Source organism: Sneathiella glossodoripedis JCM 23214, from assembly GCF_000616095.1.
In the GTDB taxonomy this organism is placed as follows: Bacteria; Pseudomonadota; Alphaproteobacteria; order Sneathiellales; family Sneathiellaceae; genus Sneathiella; species Sneathiella glossodoripedis.
In genome coordinates this window covers 426,607-443,608 of record NZ_BAMS01000003.1, presented here as the reverse complement: position 1 = coordinate 443,608, position 17,002 = coordinate 426,607, and the positions used below count along the sequence as shown (strand labels likewise).

Here is a 17,002-nt window from a genome sequence, read left to right as displayed (position 1 = left end):
TTTAATATTAAAACTTGGATAATTGAAAAGAGAAAGGTACCGTTCTTTCATGAGTTGCCCGCTCCAAAGGGCCAGACCAAAACAAAATAACAGGTCTAACATGGGAGGACATTATCAATGTATGATTACATCGTCGTTGGAAGCGGATCCGGTGGATCAGTAGTCGCCAGTAGGTTAAGCGAAGATCCTGCGGTATCTGTCTGCCTGTTGGAGGCAGGCGGGCCAGACAAAAGTATCCTTATTCATGCACCTATTGGTACTGCAGCGATGTTACCGCGTAAGATTAACAACTGGGCCTATGAAACAGTTCCGCAAAAAGGGCTTAACTATCGCAAGGGCTATCAACCCAGAGGGAAAACACTTGGAGGATCGAGCTCCATCAATGCGATGTTATATGTACGCGGTCATAAATGGGATTATGATCATTGGGCGGAGCTGGGCAATGCTGGCTGGTCTTACAAGGAAGTTCTGCCCTATTTTAAAAAAGCGGAAAATAATGAGCGCGGCGGCGATGAGTTTCATGGAACCGGTGGCCCATTGAATGTCGCAGACCTCAGGTCCAAGAAGAAAATCGGTCAGGTATTTCTTGATGCGGCAGCAGAGTTACAACTTCCTTTAAATTCAGATTTTAATGGAGAAGAGCAAGAGGGTGTCGGATTTTACCAGACAACACAAAAGAATGGGGAACGCTGGAGCGCTGCAAAAGGGTATTTGACCCCTAACCTGGACCGCCCCAACCTGACGGTCCTGACAAACGCCCCTGCCACAAAAATACTTACTGAAGGAAAAAGAGCTGTCGGAATCCAATATCAGCAAGACGGTCAACTAAAGGAAATTCATGCGAATAGAGAAGTCATCCTTTGTGGAGGTGCTTTCGCAACACCACAGCTAATGCTGCTTTCGGGTATTGGTCCCGCTGAGGAAATCAAAAAACACAATATTGCAGTGGTTCATGAACTCCCAGGTGTTGGCGAAAATTTGCAGGACCATATTGATTACGTTTCCGCCTACAGATCAGATTCAAAAGATACCCTAGGGATTACTTTCGGTGGTCTCGTTGAGATCATGAAAGGGATATCTGAGTGGCGCAAAAGCCGTACAGGAATAATCACAACCCCGTTTGCAGAAGCTGGCGCGTTCTTAAAATCATCTCCAGATCTCGCCATCCCGGATTATCAGCTACATCTCGTTGTTGGAATGATTGATGATCATGCCCGTAAAACCAATCTTGGGTACGGATTTTCATGCCACTGCTGTGTCCTACGTCCCAAAAGCAGGGGAAAGGTTGCATTGAACTCTGCTGACCCATTTGCGCCACCGATGATTGACCCAAACTTCTTTGGTGAAGAAGAAGATCTTCAAACTCTGTTAAAAGCCGTAAAAGAGATGGAGCGGATTTTGCACGCACCCGCGTTTGATAACTATCGCGGTAAAGCCTTGTATCCTGTGGATCTAAGTTCAGATGAAGAAATCATCAATGCATTGCGAAATAAGTCAGATACAGTGTATCACCCTGTTGGCACTTGTAAAATGGGAACTGATGACTTGGCCGTTGTCGACCCAGAGCTTAAAGTTCGCGGAATGGAAGGCCTACGTATAGCGGACGCCTCTATCATGCCAGCATTAATCGGTGGAAACACCAATGCACCAAGATCATGATCGGTGAAAAAGCCTCTGACATGATTAAAGCTGATGCAAAATTGCAAAAAACCGCAGCGTAAATATTGATAAATAAAAAGCCCCGGAATATTCATCCGGGGCCTTTGCTACTTCTAGTCGTCTTCTTTTATCAGATGAACATCCCGCTGTGGGTACGGAATTGAAATACCCTCGCGATCGAAAGCTTCCTTCATCTTTTTTGTCATATCAAATTTGAGTGGCCAATAGTCACTCGCCTTACACCATATCCGAACGGTAAAGTTGACAGAGCTATCAGCCAGCTCAGATACCACCACCATTGGTGCAGGATCTTTGAGCGATCTTTCATCCGCTTCAATAAGGGATAACATCAAATCGCGGGCCTTATCCATGTCGTCATCATACCCAATCCCCATAACCAGATCGACGCGGCGTGTTGGATGGAAACTGAAATTCTTAATAGAGCTGCCCCAAACACTGGCATTTGGTAAGATAATTTGAACGTTATCCCCTGTTGCCAGTTCGGTAGTAAACAGGTTCACTGCTTTAACGGTGCCACCATGGCCTGCAACTTCAACAAAATCACCAATTTTGATTGGGCGGAAAAATAGCAACATTACTCCACCCGCAACGTTGGAGAGAGTTCCCTGCAGCGCAAGACCGATTGCCAGACCAGCGGCACCTAAAACAGCGATCAAGCTCGCAGTTTGAACACCAAACTGAGCAAGCACCAAAAGCAGGGTAATAATAAGTATGGAAGCGCGGGTTAGATTACCCAAAAAATTCACGACAGTTTGATCGACATTGCGCTTATTAAGTAGAGCCGAGACGGTTTTAGGCACGCTTTTCGAAATAATATTACCAATTATCAGAATTATGATGGCGCCAATGACGTCAAGACCATAAGTGGTCAACACCGTAACAAGCTCCTCGGCAACGACTTCCAGATCCATGTTTTCCAAAAAATTCATAAGATTGCCCCTCTCACTGCACCGAAAATTGCCAAAATTACATTACCCTAATTTTTCAGGGCAAACAGTATTTGTCTAGCACATATAGTCCTATTTCTCGTAATCCGCTGCGACACCATATTTAGGATCTTCCAAAACTGATATCTCAACCATATTTCTAGCCTTGTGCAGCAAATCCAGACAATCCTGGCTCAAATGACGCAAATGTAACTGCTTACCCGCTGCTGAATATTTTTCTGCGAGGCTGTCGATGACCTGCAACCCTGAATGGTCAACAACACGTGAATTCCCAAAATCTACAATTACATCGTCAGGGTCATTTTTTGGGTCAAACAAATCCTGGAAACTGGTCACAGAGCCAAAAAATAGCGGGCCATCAATATGGTATACTTTTGAGCCTTGCTCATTAATCTCTACCCGTGCATGGATTTTCTTCGCACCTTCCCATGCGTAAACGAGCGCAGAAACAATCACACCGACCACAACCGCAATAGCCAGATCACTGATTACTGTTACCGCCGATACCAGCACAAGAACAAAGGCATCCGATTTGGGGATTTTATTAATAATCCGAAAACTGGACCAAGCAAATGTGGCGATCACCACCATGAACATCACACCGACAAGCGCGGCCAATGGAATTCGTTCAATTAGAGGAGCGCCGAACAGAATGAACACCAACAGAAAAAGAGCTGCAGAAATGCCTGAAAGTCTATGGCGTCCACCTGAGGTGACGTTGATCATGCTTTGACCGATCATGGCACAGCCACCCATGCCACCGAAAAATCCAGTAACCGTGTTTGCTGCGCCCTGTGCGAGGCATTCACGGCTAGCCCCACCTTTCGTATCAGTCAGTTCGCTCACCAGATTAAGCGTCAACAGGCTTTCGATAAGTCCAATTGCTGCCAGAATGACCGAATAGGGCAAGATAATCCAAAGAGTCTCCAGCGTGAAAGGAACCGAAGGTATGTGAAAACTAGGCAATCCACCAGAAATTGACGCCATATCTCCGACTGTGCGCGCGTCCAGTCCAAACCAGATCACAAGCAATGACACTACCAGAATGCCAACCAACGGTGCAGGAATTGCTTTTGTGACCTTTGAAGTTCCCCAAATGATGGCCATAGTAAGCGCAATCAGAGCCAGCATCCAATACAGGCTGGCCCCTTGTAACCAAACCATTTCACCGTTTGTGTCTGCGATTTTGAATTGCCCCAACTGCGCCAGAAAAATAACGATAGCCAATCCGTTTACAAAACCCAGCATCACTGGATGCGGAACCATCCTTATGAACTTGCCCAGTCTAAATATCCCCGCGAGGATCTGTAAAATACCCATCAGCACTACCGTTGCGAAAAGATATTCCACGCCATGCTGCGCAACGAGACTGACCATAACAACTGCGAGCGCACCCGTCGCACCTGAGATCATACCGGGCCGTCCTCCAAACACCGCAGTTATCAAGCCCACTAAAAAGGCGGCATAAAGCCCGACCAATGGATGAACGCCTGCCACAAAAGCAAATGCAACAGCTTCAGGAACCAATGCAAGAGCAACTGTAAGTCCTGACAAAAGTTCGGTCTTCATTTGCAGTAATTTACTACTTGGAGACTGGTTTGAAAAAAGAGATGTATTTGTCTGCACGATACTCAGCCTGACATTTTGAAATTTCGCAGTCATTTGTGCAACGCACAAATTTAAGCGCACCTTTTAGCGCAAGTTCGCCCAAATTGCCACCCCTTTACCAGCAGATTTCTGATCGACCAATAACCGCACCTCAATTGTTATCTTGACATTTCCGCCAAAAAACAGCATATCACCGCAGCAGTCATTATGACGCATTTAGCAAATGCAGCATTTTCCTGCATTTGAGAACAGGTTTTGCGAACAGTGTTTCCGCGGTATTCAAATGTACCGCTCGCCGGTCATATATCTGCGATATTTTGAGCCAGGCTGGGAGAGACAGTTCCCGCCTTTGGCTTTATTTTACCCGGTGCCTTTGAAATGGCTGTACCGGGCAGTTTGTATTGAGGATTTTTATGACAACCTTTTCCGATCTTTCATTGGTTGGCCCCCTTCTGCGCGCCTTGGAAAAACAGGGCTTTGATACCCCCACCCCTATTCAGGGGTCCGCGATCCCTCACCTGCTCGAAGGACGAGACCTGATGGGGATTGCGCAAACCGGCGGCGGAAAAACTGCTGCATTCGTTTTACCGCTATTACAAAACCTACAGCATGACCGCAAACGGCCTAAGCCCAACAAGCCAACAGCAGTCATTTTGGCACCCACGCGTGAGTTGGCCAGCCAGATTGGCAAGGCAATTCAGATTTTTACCCGCGGAATAAAACTTTTTCATACTGTTGTGTATGGTGGTGCGCCATATGGCCCTCAGCTAAAACAGTTAAAAGCTGGTGTAGACATACTTGTTGCAACTCCCGGCCGGCTGATGGATCACATGGATCGCGGTACGGTAGACCTATCCAACGTTCAAACTTTCATCCTGGATGAAGCTGACCGTATGCTAGACATGGGCTTTGTCGAAGATGTGCAAAAAATCAGCGCAACACTACCGGAAGAGCATCAAACAGTAATGTTCTCTGCAACTATGAGCCCGGCGATTAAACGGTTATCGCAATCGCTGCTCGTTGATCCAGAGTTTGTTGAAGCGCCTCGCGAGAGTGTTGTTGCCAACACAATCGATCATTCCGTCCTGATGGTAGAGCGAACTCATAAAAAAGATTTGCTTATGCATCTGATTGGGCTTGAAGAAACCGAAAAAGTAATTGTTTTTGTTCGAACAAAAGCAACAGCGGAAACACTGACAGAAGAAATTGAAGATACAGTCGAAGGAGTTCGGACTGCAGCAATTCATGGTGATAAACAGCAAAGAGCACGTGAGAGAACTCTTAGGTCTTTTAAGAACGATCGCTTTACCGTGTTGGTAGCAACCGACGTTGCAGCACGCGGCATTGACGTCAGCGGCATCACGCATGTGATTAACTATGACCTTCCAATGGAAGCAGAAAATTATGTCCATCGGGTTGGTCGGACCGGGCGTGCGGGTGCGAGCGGAACAGCGATTTCCATTTGTGAACCACGTGAGCGGAACCTGCTGAGAAACATTGAACAATTGATCAAGGTGCAAGTCCGCGTTGATAATGATCACCCGTTTCCGGTCCCCAAAGAGAAACCGAAAAAGTCAAAGCCAAAGGGCCGGCCGTTTTCCAAAACTAAAAAACCCGGTTTCAAAGGGAAAAGCTCAGCCGCGAAACGGCGTAAAAATACGGAATTCAATGGACGCCCAGAAGATCATCCTCGTTTTGAAGGCAAAGGTAGAGTTGAAAAGAAGAAAAAATTTACTTCTGAAAAATCTCAAAAATCGACAGGCAAAACCAGGTCGTCCGAAAAAGGCGCAGCCTCCAAGTTTCATGCAAAAAAACGCAAACAGGAAGGCAAGTCTGACACATCTGGCAACACAGTAAAATTTGCTGCTAAAAAACACCGTTTTAAAAAAGCCAGCTAGCTAATAACCAAGATTGAAATTGCTCTTTAGTAAAAGTCCTCTAGCATATGGGTTCATCTCGGCTAGAGGATTTTTTTATGGGCGAAGATCAAAACGCTATTTCCAACAAGATTCAGGAATTGTTTCAGCGTTATCCAGATCATGCGAGGATTGCCCTGCTACATGTAAGAGATATAATCTACGACTTATCAACTCAATCAGATGCGATAGGGAAAATTGAGGAAAATATAAAGTGGGGTGAAGCAAGCTTTGCTACCATCAATCCTAAATCAGGAACACCCATTCGACTTGCATATCGTGAGCCATCTGACAAATGCGCCATTCTCGTACATTGCGGCACAACTCTTGTTGATGACTTCAAACAAACCTGCCCTCCTGGAATTGAATTTGAAAAGAACAGGGCACTTCTTTTCAACCCCAAAAACCCGCCAGAGGATACCGTATTAAAATCATTCCTCTTTTCAGCTCTCACTTATTATAAATAATTACCTATCCGCGGGTTTGTAATCCGCAAGTTCTTTGCGAAGAAATGCCCTTGCCTGCTGTACTCTTTTGCGAGCATTGTCATTTGATATTTCCAGACGAGTCGCGATCACATCATACTCTTCACCATGAACAAGCCGCATAACAAACGGTGCGTATAGTTTTTCAGGAAGCTTATCGATCGCCATATAGAGCGTCTCACCCAATTCCGAATTCAGAAGCTCGCCTTCCGGAGTTTCTGATACTTTATCGAGTGCGGAATAATCGATAGTGTTTACTTCCTTTACTCGTTCACTTAACTGAAACCGACGCTTATTCGCACGATGTCTGTCGATGCAAATGTTATGAAGCAACCGTGCAAACCACGCCCGCTGGTTGTTTATGTTCTTGTGATGTTTTTTGTATTTTTCAAAGGCTCTTATAGTGGCATCACTCAAAGCATCTTCAGCTTCCATCGCGCTCACATTCATCCACATCATACTTAACCTGTGTAAATATTCGCGGTGGGAATTCCATGCCTCCCAAAAGCCCAAGTCATCCTCCTGATGAACTTGTGAGATTTCTCGAGCACTGTTGTCATCCTTGCGACCTACAAATTGAACTTCCTCTTGGAGTGGCGATTTTCTCCGTAGTGGTTCGAACATCAAGATCCCCCATTCACTCCTTATAGGAGCTTTTGAAAAACAGTTCACTTGATCTAGGTTGCATTAATAAACTTTTAAAGTGCAAATTTTAAATTATTTTCAATTTTTTGGAGAAAATATTATTTATTGTAGATATTGAATAATTACTAAGTAATAACCAAATTATCTGATGTAAATTTTAATTTTTATTAACAAAAAATTATAGGAGTTAATTAATGGCCAAATCACCACAAAATAAAAATAGAAATTCTGTTTTAGATTCTGTAGTTGCCGTAAACGAAATAGTGCTAGGAAGCGCCGCCTCTACTGCGATGGCCGCAATGTATATTTCAATGGCGCAAGCAACTGGAGTTAGCAATCAAAACACCGTGTCAACTCAACATCAGCGTAATATTCTCGGAACAGCTGCAATTGCAGCGGGCACTGGCAATCTTCTTTGGAGCGGCCTTACGCAACAGGTAGCGGACATGCCATTAAACGCTCGTATGAAAAACTGGGAAGATATGCTTGCCATCGCAGAAGGCAGAGAAACTGGAACCGATGTAGCAAATTCTGAAGGCGCTTCTTCAGAAAAACAGGAAGCAGCACAGAGCGATAATAATCAATGATAGTAACTTTTGTAAGGATTTTCGACAATGCCATCGTCAGACAAACCTGCAACTCCTAAACTAGACAGTCTTTATGCAAATGTAGAAGAATCCCCAAACTTCGCGATGGGTTTATTGTACCAATTTGCCGCTCACTCTTCTGGTTTAGCTTTGGAAAATGCGACTGTGAATTCTAACATCCTAAATAATGTCAACACTGCCAATGGAACTGTGATCACAGCGTTAAAAAACGCAGAAGCGGCTGCTTTAAGCGCGCAACGGGCAACTATTAATGAATCCTACAATGCTCAAACTGCAGCCATTTCTCAGGCGTTAAACTCACAAACGCAAACTGCTGTCAGCAATTTAAATTCTGTATCCAACGCTGGTGCAACAGCATTAAGCTCACAAACCAGCCAACAGATTGCAGGAATTACTGCGGATGCAATTGCGGCAACAGCAGTTGCCATGGATGCAATTGTCAAAAAGATGGGAGGTTAAAAGTTAGGTTACAATGATCGGCTTTTCCTTAGTGACGATCAATGTATGCTCAAACTGGGCAGCACGATTTCTGTCCAGTGTCAATAATGTCCAGCCATCTCGTCCTTCGCGATAGGCACCAATACCCTTTGTCAGGAAGGGTTCAATCGTAATAACAAGCCCTTCCTGCAATATTTCATCCCCAGCAGAGTTAAAGGTGTTATGAACTTCAGGGGGCTCGTGAATGTGCCGCCCCACTCCATGACCCACTAGACCATCAATAATGTTAAAACCCGCGCAGGTAGCAACTTCTTCTACGGCTCTTGCAATGTAACTAATAGGATTACCAGCGCGAGCTTGCTCTATACCGGCTGCAAGCGCCTGACGCGTTGCCGAAAGTAAAAACCGATCATCGTCACTTGCTCCCTCGACAGCAAAAGATCGACCTGAATCCGCCCAGAACCCATTCTTTTCAGCACTTACATCCACATTTACAAGTTCGCCTTTTTTAAGTTTCCTGTTTGAAGGAATACCGTGCGCTGCCTCATCATTTAAACTTATGCAGCTATAGCCAGGAAAATCATAAGCGAGCTTTGGCGCTGATCGCGCTCCATTCTGAGCCAGCATCTCCCCCACTAGCTGGTCCAGTTCAAGAGTCGAAACACCGACACGTATGTGAGTTTCAATTGTATCAAGAATATTCCTGATTATTCCTCCGACTTCTTTTAAACCAGCTATTTCTGAATCTGATTTTGCGATCATAGTGTGGAAATGCCTCTTCCGCTTACTGACAAAACCAAAGCTATGTAGCACACGGCGACTGATAAAAACATCTCAATCCGTTGCGACAATTCGCAACAGAAAAGAAGAAAATGGAAATTTGATTTTCACAGCGTCTCATCAACTCTCGTCTAATCGCTGTCGAATGAGAAGCATATTGCTCTCACTTTTGTCACCAGATGGAGGAAGACTGAATGGCAACGGACACTCCGGTAAACAGTCAAATTACAGATGCTGTAACACAATCGAATATGACTGTTCTAGGTAATGCTCCTGCGCAGTCCATGGCGACTGCCTATCAGATGTTGGCACAATCAACAGGTGTAGCCATGCAAAATGCTGTTTCGAACCAGCAGAACATGAACACCATAGATTCCGCCATTGTCTCTCAGGGCATTAGTCTTCTGTTCAACCTTGACGGTGCAATAGATGCGAGATCTGCAAAGGAGATCATTGAGAATGACTCCAATACAGAAGTTCTCTCGACATTGCAGGCAATCATTTCAGAATTGAAAGCAGCAAAAAACGATGACGAAGAATAACCTCCGCCATCATTTTTACCACCAAGTACTTAAAGGAGTTATTTAAATGCCAGGTGATACACCCGTAAATTCACAGATTACAGACTCAATTACCCAAGCAAATGTGACAAGCTTGGCTGAGGCCCCTGCCGTTTCAATGGCAAACACTTACCAGGTCTTTGGTCAGGTCGTTGGCGCAAGCATGCAAAACGCGGTTTCCAATCAGCAAAGCGCGTCCACTATTGACCTAGCGGTAACTACACAAGGCACTAGTGTACTTTACAATCTCTCTGCCGCAACCGCATCTAAATCAACTGCTGAAATTCTCGGGGGCAATCCAGTTGCGGAGTCCCTAACTGCCATGCAAGCAGCCGCGAGAGCGTTCTAATTTTTAACAGATAAGTTCAATTTCCAAAGGAGTTAAACAATGGCGGAAAATACCTGGATGAATAGTCAGATAACCGACTCTGTAACCCAGTCTAACGTCAAGGTTCTTGGGGATGCCCCTGCAGAATCTATGGGCATGCTTTATCAGATGCTCGCTCAAAGCACCGGTATGAGCATGCAAAATATGGTAGCCAACCAGCAGCATAAAAACTCAATTGATAGTGCTGTAGTAACAGGAGCAGTTACAGTTCTGTACACGCTCGACACAGCGACACAGGGTAAAGCAACGCAGGAAATCCTGAGCGGAAACCCAATCGCCGAGTCAATGTCTTCCCTCAAAGGTGTACTTGCCGCTTATGAGCGTGATAGAAACGCAAACACCCCTCGTTTCAGCTCATAATGTAGCAAATTCTGCGAACTAGCAAATGATGATATCTGAGCCTCACGACTGACCCTTTCATGCGTCATAAGTGAGGTTCAGTTAAAACAGTGTGCATTGGAGCAAATTATGTCTAGTACTACAAAAAGTGAAACAGCAGGTATCAGGTCAGTAAACAGTCAGATTACGGATGCCATTACACAATCCAATTCCTTGATCACTGGCATGGCACCAGCGCATTCTATGGCTGCGCTCTACCAAACCATGTCTCAAGCCATGGGCACAGGTGCACAGAATACTGTTTCTAATCAACAACACGCAAATACCGTAGGTTTAGCAGCGTTGACCCAAAATCTTCAACTTCTGCTATCTCCACAACGAAAACAAACCATAATCCATATTCCACCAGCAATTGTTCCGGAAAAACGCAGAAAACGAAATAAGAAAACCAAAAATATTCGCACAAAAGAGAGTAAATAAATTGACGTCGAAAAGGCTAAAAGCCTGCCAGGAGTACTTCAATGAGCGAAGACAGTTATGTAAATAGCCAGATAACAGACGCAGTTGGTCAAACAAGCCTAAAAGTGATCGGTGAAGCACCGGCAGAAGCTGTAGGAATTTTATATCAGCAAATGGCACACAGCGTGGGACTGGCACTGCAAAACGTGATCGCACAGCAGCAACACAGTTATTCCATTCACAACGCAATTACGCTTGCGGCTTCTCGTCAACTTATCACTTCAGACCCAGCTGCCGCAGCCAAGGCTTCACAAGCCTTGATTAATGACAGCGCGGTTGCAGATAATTTGGCAGCCATACAAGCTGTTGTTGATAAAATGGGCAATAAATAGACCAACGCTTATATTTTTCCCTAAAAGTTTTTAGTGAGGTGTAATTTCAAAATGAAACGAATTCAAAAAGCACAAATTGAGATTACACAAATCCTAGCTGAAATGGAAAATGGTTCTGATATAGGAGAGCTGTCAATAAAGCATGGAATATCAAAGGCAACTTTGTATCGCTGGCGAAAAAAAGCTCAACAGGATCAGAGCGAGAAAGCCAACAAGCTAAAAGACGTTGCACTGGAAAACACCAGGCTACGCAATCTGCTAACTGACGCGGCCCTCGAAATCCAAGCACTGAAAGAAGAAATAACTGAACTAAAAAAATTATAAAATCAGTTTTCGCAATTGATTGACTTATGCAGAACTGTATAAGTGAAACCATGTTGCGTAAACCTTTGGACATTTTGCAAAATACATTTGGCTATCCCCAATTTCGCGGCGCCCAGTCGGAAATCATCGATCACGTATTAGGAAACCGGGACGCGCTGGTACTCATGCCAACAGGTGGCGGCAAATCACTGTGTTATCAAATCCCTGCTTTAATTTTTGAAGGTCTGACAGTTGTTATCTCTCCTCTTATTGCACTGATGCAAAATCAGGTAATGGCTCTGCGTGAGCTAGGCGTGGAAGCCGCAGCTCTAAATTCGGGGATGCCTTTACTTGATCGCCAACGTGTAATCGAAGACGTTCAAGCCAATAAAGTAAAATTGTTATACATTGCGCCCGAACGCCTGTTTGCAGATGGATTTTTCGATTTACTCAAAAAGATTCAAGTATCATTGTTTGCCATCGATGAAGCCCATTGCGTATCCCAGTGGGGGCACGATTTTAGGCCAGAATACTTGCGCTTATCAGCTCTTCATGAAATTTTTCCCAATGTCCCACGTATCGCATTGACAGCAACCGCGGATAGCGCCACACAAAATGACATACAGGAGAGATTAAATCTTACCTACGGCAGAACTTTTAAATCCAGTTTTGATCGCCCGAATATCCAATATCATGTCACCACGAAGAACAACGCTGTATCGCAACTGCTAAGCTTCATAACCTCGCAGCATAAATCTGATGCGGGAATAGTTTACTGCATGTCGCGAAAAAAAGTTGAGTCCATCAGTGAAAAACTCAACACTCACGGCTTTAAATCCCTGCCCTATCATGCCGGACTTAACACTGAGGAAAGAGCACGCAATCAGGAAGTATTTCTAAAAGAAGATGGAATAATTATGGTGGCAACCATCGCTTTTGGAATGGGTATCGACAAACCCGATGTCCGCTTTGTCGCTCATCTTGACCTTCCAAAAAATCTCGAAGCCTATTATCAGGAAACCGGTCGAGCGGGACGAGACGGTCTTCCCGCTGATGCCTGGATGACCTATGGTCAGCAGGATATCGCCAAAGTTAGAAACCTGCTCGGCACCAATCAATCGAGGGCGCAGCTAGCTATTGAACATCAGAAATTCAATGCCTTGCTAAGTTACTGCGAAAATCTCAAATGCAGACGAAAATACCTGCTGAAATATTTTGATGAAAAGTCAGATGATTGCGGGAACTGCGATAATTGCCTAACCAAACCGGAAACAATCGATACCACGGAAGAAGCTCGTTTGGCATTGTCCGCAATCTTCAGAACCGGCCAACTTTATGGCGCCACACATATCATTGATGTTCTGCTGGGGAATGAAACTGACAAGGTCAGCACAGCATCTCATAATTCACTCGCCCTTTTTGGGAAAGGCAAACATAAAACTAAACAAGAATGGCAGGCAATTCTTCGCCAATTACTGGCCAAGGATTATGTGCTTCAGGACATGGAAAATTTTGGCAGCCTCAAACTGACAGAAGCCTGTCGCCCCCTCCTTAAGGGAGAAGAAACCTTTGTGAGTCGCAAGCTATATATGAGCAAACTGAAAACCAGCAGCATGGGAACGCCGTCATCTGTCGTATTCAATAATGATGAAGATAATTCTCTTTTCTCAAAGCTGAAAGAGCTCCGGCTTGAACTTGCTCGTAAAGCGAATATTCCACCCTATGTCATTTTTCACGACAAAACATTAATAGAAATGGTCTTCAATCGGCCGACTACATTAGATGAGTTGTCAGGGATTCAAGGAGTGGGAACAACAAAAAGGGACAAATACGGAAACCTGTTCCTGAACCAGATCTTGCAAAATTAAGCCGTTATTTCTCGACGAATACTACGATATTTCATGCCATCCAAGACCAATGACAATGAATTAAACAAGGCATCTTCCAATTCAAATTTTAACCCTTGTATCTCTGGATGTTGTTGAACGCGTTCAACGATTGGCGACGTTTCTGTGATATGGCTCCAGCCAATTAAAAGGCTGTGGAACTCAATCAAAACCTGATTTCCACCATTCTCAGGGAGATACGGGAGTGCTTTTTCTATAAGCGGCGAAGTGCTGCGCATCAGCGCAAGCAGCTCTCTTTTAAACGCGAACGCTTCATCGTAGGATACATTTTTTTCCAAAATCAGATGCATCAGGGAGATAAGGCGCTGCAATCTAATCCGGTGTAAGAAAGTATCTCTTAGTATTTCGACAAACTCGTTATTTTCAAGAGGTACTGAAGCCTTTCGAAGTTCATCACGCAAATTCTCAAACCACTCTCCCAACTCACTTAGTAACAAACTGAGAAATAGCTCTTCTTTGGTTTGAAAATAGATGTAAATCGTACCTTTCGCGATACCTGCCTTTTTTGCAATCATACTCATGCTGACTTCAAAATAACCGGCCTGCAAAAACAAATCCCCAGCCGCGACCAAAACTGAATTTCGCCTCGCTTGCTTTTGCTCTTCGCTAACTGCCCGTTTTCCAGCGCCTAATTTCATTTTAACAAACTCATATTATTTGCAAACAGGCTTCTTATGCCTCCTAGCAACTTAAAATTCAAAGAATTTCACAATTCTTGTATCCTTCTATTGACATATAAATAGTCACTCCCCATCATTATGACCAGCGGTCATTTAAATAATATTATATGGGGCTGAGCCATGCTGACGCTAAATATCAACGGTAAAGAAATTCAAATTGATGCAGAAGAAGACACGCCGCTTCTGTGGGTCCTACGTGATAATCTTGATTTGACAGGAACCAAATTTGGATGTGGGATCGCCGCCTGCGGCGCATGTACTGTCCATGTCGATGGCACCGCGATGAGATCCTGCTCGGTTCCCATTTCGATGGTAGCAGAGAGCAAAATCACAACCATTGAAGGATTAACGGGAACAGTTGGAAATGCTGTCCAGAGAGCTTGGATAGAAGAACAGGTTCCCCAATGCGGCTATTGTCAACCGGGCATGATCATGGCTGTGTCAGCCCTCTTAAAAGAAACCCCTTCCCCAACCGATGAAGATATCGACGATGCAATCACAAATATATGTCGATGTGGCACTTACCCTAGAATTCGAAAAGCAATCCACAGGGCTGTAAAACTGGAAACGGAGGCATAAGATGGCAAAGTCAACTTTATTGACACGTCGCAAATTCCTGATTGCAGGCGGCCTTGTTGGTGGTGGTTTGGCTGTTGCCTATGCTTTTGGAGGAAATGACGTACCCGACAGAGCGCCTTACGCTTCTACTGCAGGTACAAATGAATTTACCCTAAACGCATGGGTTAAAATTTCGAGCAACGGAAACATCAGTGTCGCCATTTCACAGGCTGAAATGGGTCAAGGAATACACACGGCGTTATGCATGCTTGTCGCAGAGGAGTTGGAAGTTGACGTCGCAGGCATTACACCGGAACAGGCACCGATCGACGCCGTCTATGCAAATTTCACCATTATTCAAGACAGTCTGCCATTTGGAGATGGACATCATAGAGGAGAAGAGACTGCCGGCGCTTGGGCAATGAAGAAAGTTGGCGCCCTACTAGGTATTCAAGCGACAGGAGGAAGTACAAGCGTTCGCAATTTCTGGCTTCCAATGCAACAGGCAGGTGCGACCGCTCGCCAAATGCTGATCCAAGCGGCGGCTGATCGCTGGTCAGTCCCTGCATCTGAATGTTATGCTAAAGCCGGCAAAATTATACACGACAGCAGCGATAACTCCGCTAGCTATGGTGAGCTCGCACAAGCGGCTTCGAAACTGGATATCCCGGAAGAAGTATCGCTAAAACAACCCTCAGAGCGTCGCGTTATAGGATATTCTCAACAGAGAATTGACATTCCTGCCAAAGTTACTGGAGAAGCCGAGTTTGGCGTAGATGTCTCACTTCCCGATATGGTTTATGCCGCGGTTAAAATCTGCCCGACTTTCGGCGGAACAGTTAAACACTGGGACGAGAGCAAAATTGGAAATATGCCGGGCGTGCTGAAAGCCGTTAAACTTGAAAATGCTGTTGCCGTAGTCGCCAACAGTTTTTGGCGCGCCAAACAGGCAGTCGAACAATTACCCGTTACTTTCGACGATACCATCAATTCCTCTCTCAGCACTGACGGTATATTCAACGAATTTGAAGAGCAACTCAAGTTGGATGACGGACGCTCCTACGCTGAAGAAGGTGATGCAAAATCTGTGCTGTCCAACTCCGGTGCTAGTAAAAGTACAGCAACCTATAAAGTCCCATTTCTCGCACATGCCTGTATGGAGCCTATGAATTGCACCGCGATTGTGACGGATACGTCCGTTGAGGTCTGGACACCTAACCAATCTAACACGTTAATTAGCTGGATTGCCCAGGAAATAGCTGAAGTAGATGCCGAGAATGTCAGCGTCCACAATACTTACCTTGGCGGAGGCTTTGGCCGCAAAGTGGAAACTGACTGTGTTTCGATGACCCTCAATTTTGCCAAAGCATTTAAGGGCCGACCTGTTAAGCTGATATGGACAAGAGAAAATGATATGCAGCATGACATGTATCGTCCCGCAGCGTTAGCAAAATTTGAGGCGACCCTGGACTCTCAAGGGCGAGTACAGGCATGGCATAATAAAGTTGCCAGTCCCTCCATCTCCCGAGCGTTCGTGCAACGTATGTTACCGTTTGCCGGTGCTGATATGCCAGATAACACGACGGTGGAAGGGGCAGCAGATATCCCTTATGAATTCCCTCATAAGCTGATGGAGCACTTTCCAACCCCTGTCCAGGTTCCTATTGGTTACTGGCGGAGCGTCGGACATTCCTACAACGCTTTCTTTACCGAGTGCTTCATGGACGAACTTGCCGCCAAAGCGGAAATAGACCCAATTGAATTTCGTCGCCTCCACCTTTCAGATAGCAAAGATTTTTTGGCAGTCTTAAACCGACTGGAAAAAGAAAGTAATTGGAAAGAACCTGCTGCAGATGGACACTTCAGAGGTATCGCGTTGCACGAAAGCTTTGGATCAATCGTCGGACAGGTCGTTGAAATCAGCGTCAGCCCAGACAAAGAAATCACCCTGCATAAGGTCACATGCGTCATAGATTGTGGTGAAGTTCTGAACCTGATGGTGTAGTATCTCAGATGGAAAGTGGGATCATTTTTGGATTAAGTGCTGCGCTATTTGGTGAGATTACTGTTGAAAACGGGCAAGTTGAACAGGAAAACTTTCCAGACTACGAAATGATCAGACTAGCAAACACGCCTCAGATTGATGTTCATTTAGCTCCCTCAGGCAGACCTCTTGGTGGTGTGGGAGAACCGGGCACGCCGCCCATCGCACCAGCGCTTGCCAATGCTTTATTCACGGCAACAGGTGAACGAATCAGGGAATTACCTCTTTCCAAAGCCGGGTATATTGCTTAACCGCTAGTCAAATG

19 protein-coding genes and 1 pseudogene are annotated in these 17,002 nt (G+C 45.1%); 15 read left to right on the top strand and 5 right to left on the bottom strand.

From position 1 onward, the window contains the following. Positions 1–117 precede the first annotated feature (117 nt). Positions 118–1,721: pseudogene (locus JCM23214_RS21070) on the top strand (GMC family oxidoreductase). A 51-nt stretch (positions 1,722–1,772) separates the two neighbouring features. Here JCM23214_RS21070 and JCM23214_RS14365 read toward each other — a convergent pair. Continuing rightward, positions 1,773–2,609 (bottom strand): mechanosensitive ion channel family protein, encoded by an 837-nt coding sequence (locus tag JCM23214_RS14365; protein ID WP_199899624.1) that lies wholly within the window; start codon positions 2,607–2,609, stop codon positions 1,773–1,775. 90 nt (positions 2,610–2,699) lie between these two features. Beyond that, on the bottom strand, positions 2,700–4,196 hold the full coding sequence (locus JCM23214_RS14360; RefSeq protein ID WP_234397743.1) for a SulP family inorganic anion transporter: 1,497 nt from the start codon (positions 4,194–4,196) through the stop codon (positions 2,700–2,702). A gap of 452 nt (positions 4,197–4,648) precedes the next feature. Here JCM23214_RS14360 and JCM23214_RS21065 point away from each other — a divergent pair, with 452 nt between their 5' ends. Further along, the gene (locus JCM23214_RS21065; protein WP_025899548.1) at positions 4,649–6,133 is read left to right on the top strand and encodes a DEAD/DEAH box helicase; all 1,485 of its coding nucleotides are present in this window, start codon (positions 4,649–4,651) and stop codon (positions 6,131–6,133) included. Positions 6,134–6,210: 77 nt separating this feature from the next. Continuing rightward, positions 6,211–6,618, top strand: a complete 408-nt coding sequence (locus tag JCM23214_RS14345; protein ID WP_025899547.1) for a hypothetical protein — start codon at positions 6,211–6,213, stop codon at positions 6,616–6,618. On the opposite strand, the gene JCM23214_RS14340 is transcribed toward JCM23214_RS14345, so the two are convergent. Continuing rightward, entirely contained in the window at positions 6,619–7,260 is a 642-nt protein-coding gene (locus JCM23214_RS14340; RefSeq protein ID WP_025899546.1) for an RNA polymerase sigma factor, read from the bottom strand. Between the two features lie 215 nt (positions 7,261–7,475). Between JCM23214_RS14340 and JCM23214_RS14335 the strand changes: the two genes are divergently transcribed. Both JCM23214_RS14335 and JCM23214_RS14330 read left to right on the top strand, forming a co-directional pair. Then, on the top strand, positions 7,476–7,868 hold the full coding sequence (locus JCM23214_RS14335; protein WP_025899545.1) for a RebB family R body protein: 393 nt from the start codon (positions 7,476–7,478) through the stop codon (positions 7,866–7,868). Positions 7,869–7,895: 27 nt separating this feature from the next. Continuing rightward, the gene (locus tag JCM23214_RS14330; RefSeq protein WP_025899544.1) at positions 7,896–8,348 is read left to right on the top strand and encodes a RebB family R body protein; all 453 of its coding nucleotides are present in this window, start codon (positions 7,896–7,898) and stop codon (positions 8,346–8,348) included. Between the two features lie 3 nt (positions 8,349–8,351). On the opposite strand, the gene map is transcribed toward JCM23214_RS14330, so the two are convergent. Beyond that, positions 8,352–9,089 (bottom strand): type I methionyl aminopeptidase, encoded by a 738-nt coding sequence (gene map / locus JCM23214_RS14325; protein WP_025899543.1) that lies wholly within the window; start codon positions 9,087–9,089, stop codon positions 8,352–8,354. A 212-nt stretch (positions 9,090–9,301) separates the two neighbouring features. On the opposite strand from map, the gene JCM23214_RS14320 reads away from it, so the two are divergent. The 7 genes from JCM23214_RS14320 to recQ all read left to right on the top strand — a co-directional run bounded on the left by JCM23214_RS14320 (position 9,302) and on the right by recQ (position 13,416). After that, positions 9,302–9,649 (top strand): RebB family R body protein, encoded by a 348-nt coding sequence (locus tag JCM23214_RS14320; protein ID WP_025899542.1) that lies wholly within the window; start codon positions 9,302–9,304, stop codon positions 9,647–9,649. Positions 9,650–9,695: 46 nt separating this feature from the next. Further along, the gene (locus JCM23214_RS14315) at positions 9,696–10,016 is read left to right on the top strand and encodes a RebB family R body protein (RefSeq protein ID WP_025899541.1); all 321 of its coding nucleotides are present in this window, start codon (positions 9,696–9,698) and stop codon (positions 10,014–10,016) included. 39 nt (positions 10,017–10,055) lie between these two features. After that, a complete protein-coding gene (locus tag JCM23214_RS14310) occupies positions 10,056–10,415 on the top strand; it encodes a RebB family R body protein (protein ID WP_025899540.1) in 360 nt (119 codons plus the stop codon). A gap of 108 nt (positions 10,416–10,523) precedes the next feature. After that, positions 10,524–10,874, top strand: a complete 351-nt coding sequence (locus JCM23214_RS22715) for a RebB family R body protein (RefSeq protein WP_025899539.1) — start codon at positions 10,524–10,526, stop codon at positions 10,872–10,874. Between the two features lie 41 nt (positions 10,875–10,915). Next, complete coding sequence (locus JCM23214_RS14300; protein ID WP_025899538.1) at positions 10,916–11,245, top strand: RebB family R body protein; 330 nt, start codon at positions 10,916–10,918, stop codon at positions 11,243–11,245. Positions 11,246–11,296: 51 nt separating this feature from the next. Continuing rightward, positions 11,297–11,569, top strand: coding sequence for a transposase (locus JCM23214_RS14295; RefSeq protein WP_025899537.1), 273 nt, complete (start codon positions 11,297–11,299; stop codon positions 11,567–11,569). A gap of 50 nt (positions 11,570–11,619) precedes the next feature. Beyond that, positions 11,620–13,416: a DNA helicase RecQ gene (gene recQ / locus JCM23214_RS21055; RefSeq protein WP_037493621.1), complete on the top strand. Its 1,797-nt coding sequence runs from the start codon at positions 11,620–11,622 to the stop codon at positions 13,414–13,416. On the opposite strand, the gene JCM23214_RS21050 is transcribed toward recQ, so the two are convergent. Beyond that, the gene (locus JCM23214_RS21050) at positions 13,413–14,093 is read right to left on the bottom strand and encodes a TetR/AcrR family transcriptional regulator (RefSeq protein ID WP_037493620.1); all 681 of its coding nucleotides are present in this window, start codon (positions 14,091–14,093) and stop codon (positions 13,413–13,415) included. The two genes, recQ and JCM23214_RS21050, sit on opposite strands and share 4 nt — an antisense overlap. A gap of 162 nt (positions 14,094–14,255) precedes the next feature. Between JCM23214_RS21050 and JCM23214_RS14285 the strand changes: the two genes are divergently transcribed. Genes JCM23214_RS14285 through JCM23214_RS22710 form a run of 3 tightly spaced genes read left to right on the top strand, consistent with a single transcriptional unit; the run spans position 14,256 to position 16,988 of the window. After that, the gene (locus JCM23214_RS14285) at positions 14,256–14,714 is read left to right on the top strand and encodes a (2Fe-2S)-binding protein (protein ID WP_037493619.1); all 459 of its coding nucleotides are present in this window, start codon (positions 14,256–14,258) and stop codon (positions 14,712–14,714) included. Position 14,715: 1 nt separating this feature from the next. Further along, positions 14,716–16,698 carry a xanthine dehydrogenase family protein molybdopterin-binding subunit gene (locus tag JCM23214_RS21045; protein WP_051548189.1) on the top strand — a complete coding sequence of 661 codons (1,983 nt, stop codon included), beginning with the start codon at positions 14,716–14,718 and terminating at the stop codon, positions 16,696–16,698. A gap of 8 nt (positions 16,699–16,706) precedes the next feature. Beyond that, entirely contained in the window at positions 16,707–16,988 is a 282-nt protein-coding gene (locus tag JCM23214_RS22710; protein WP_051548188.1) for a xanthine dehydrogenase family protein molybdopterin-binding subunit, read from the top strand. The last annotated feature ends 14 nt before the right edge of the window (positions 16,989–17,002 follow it).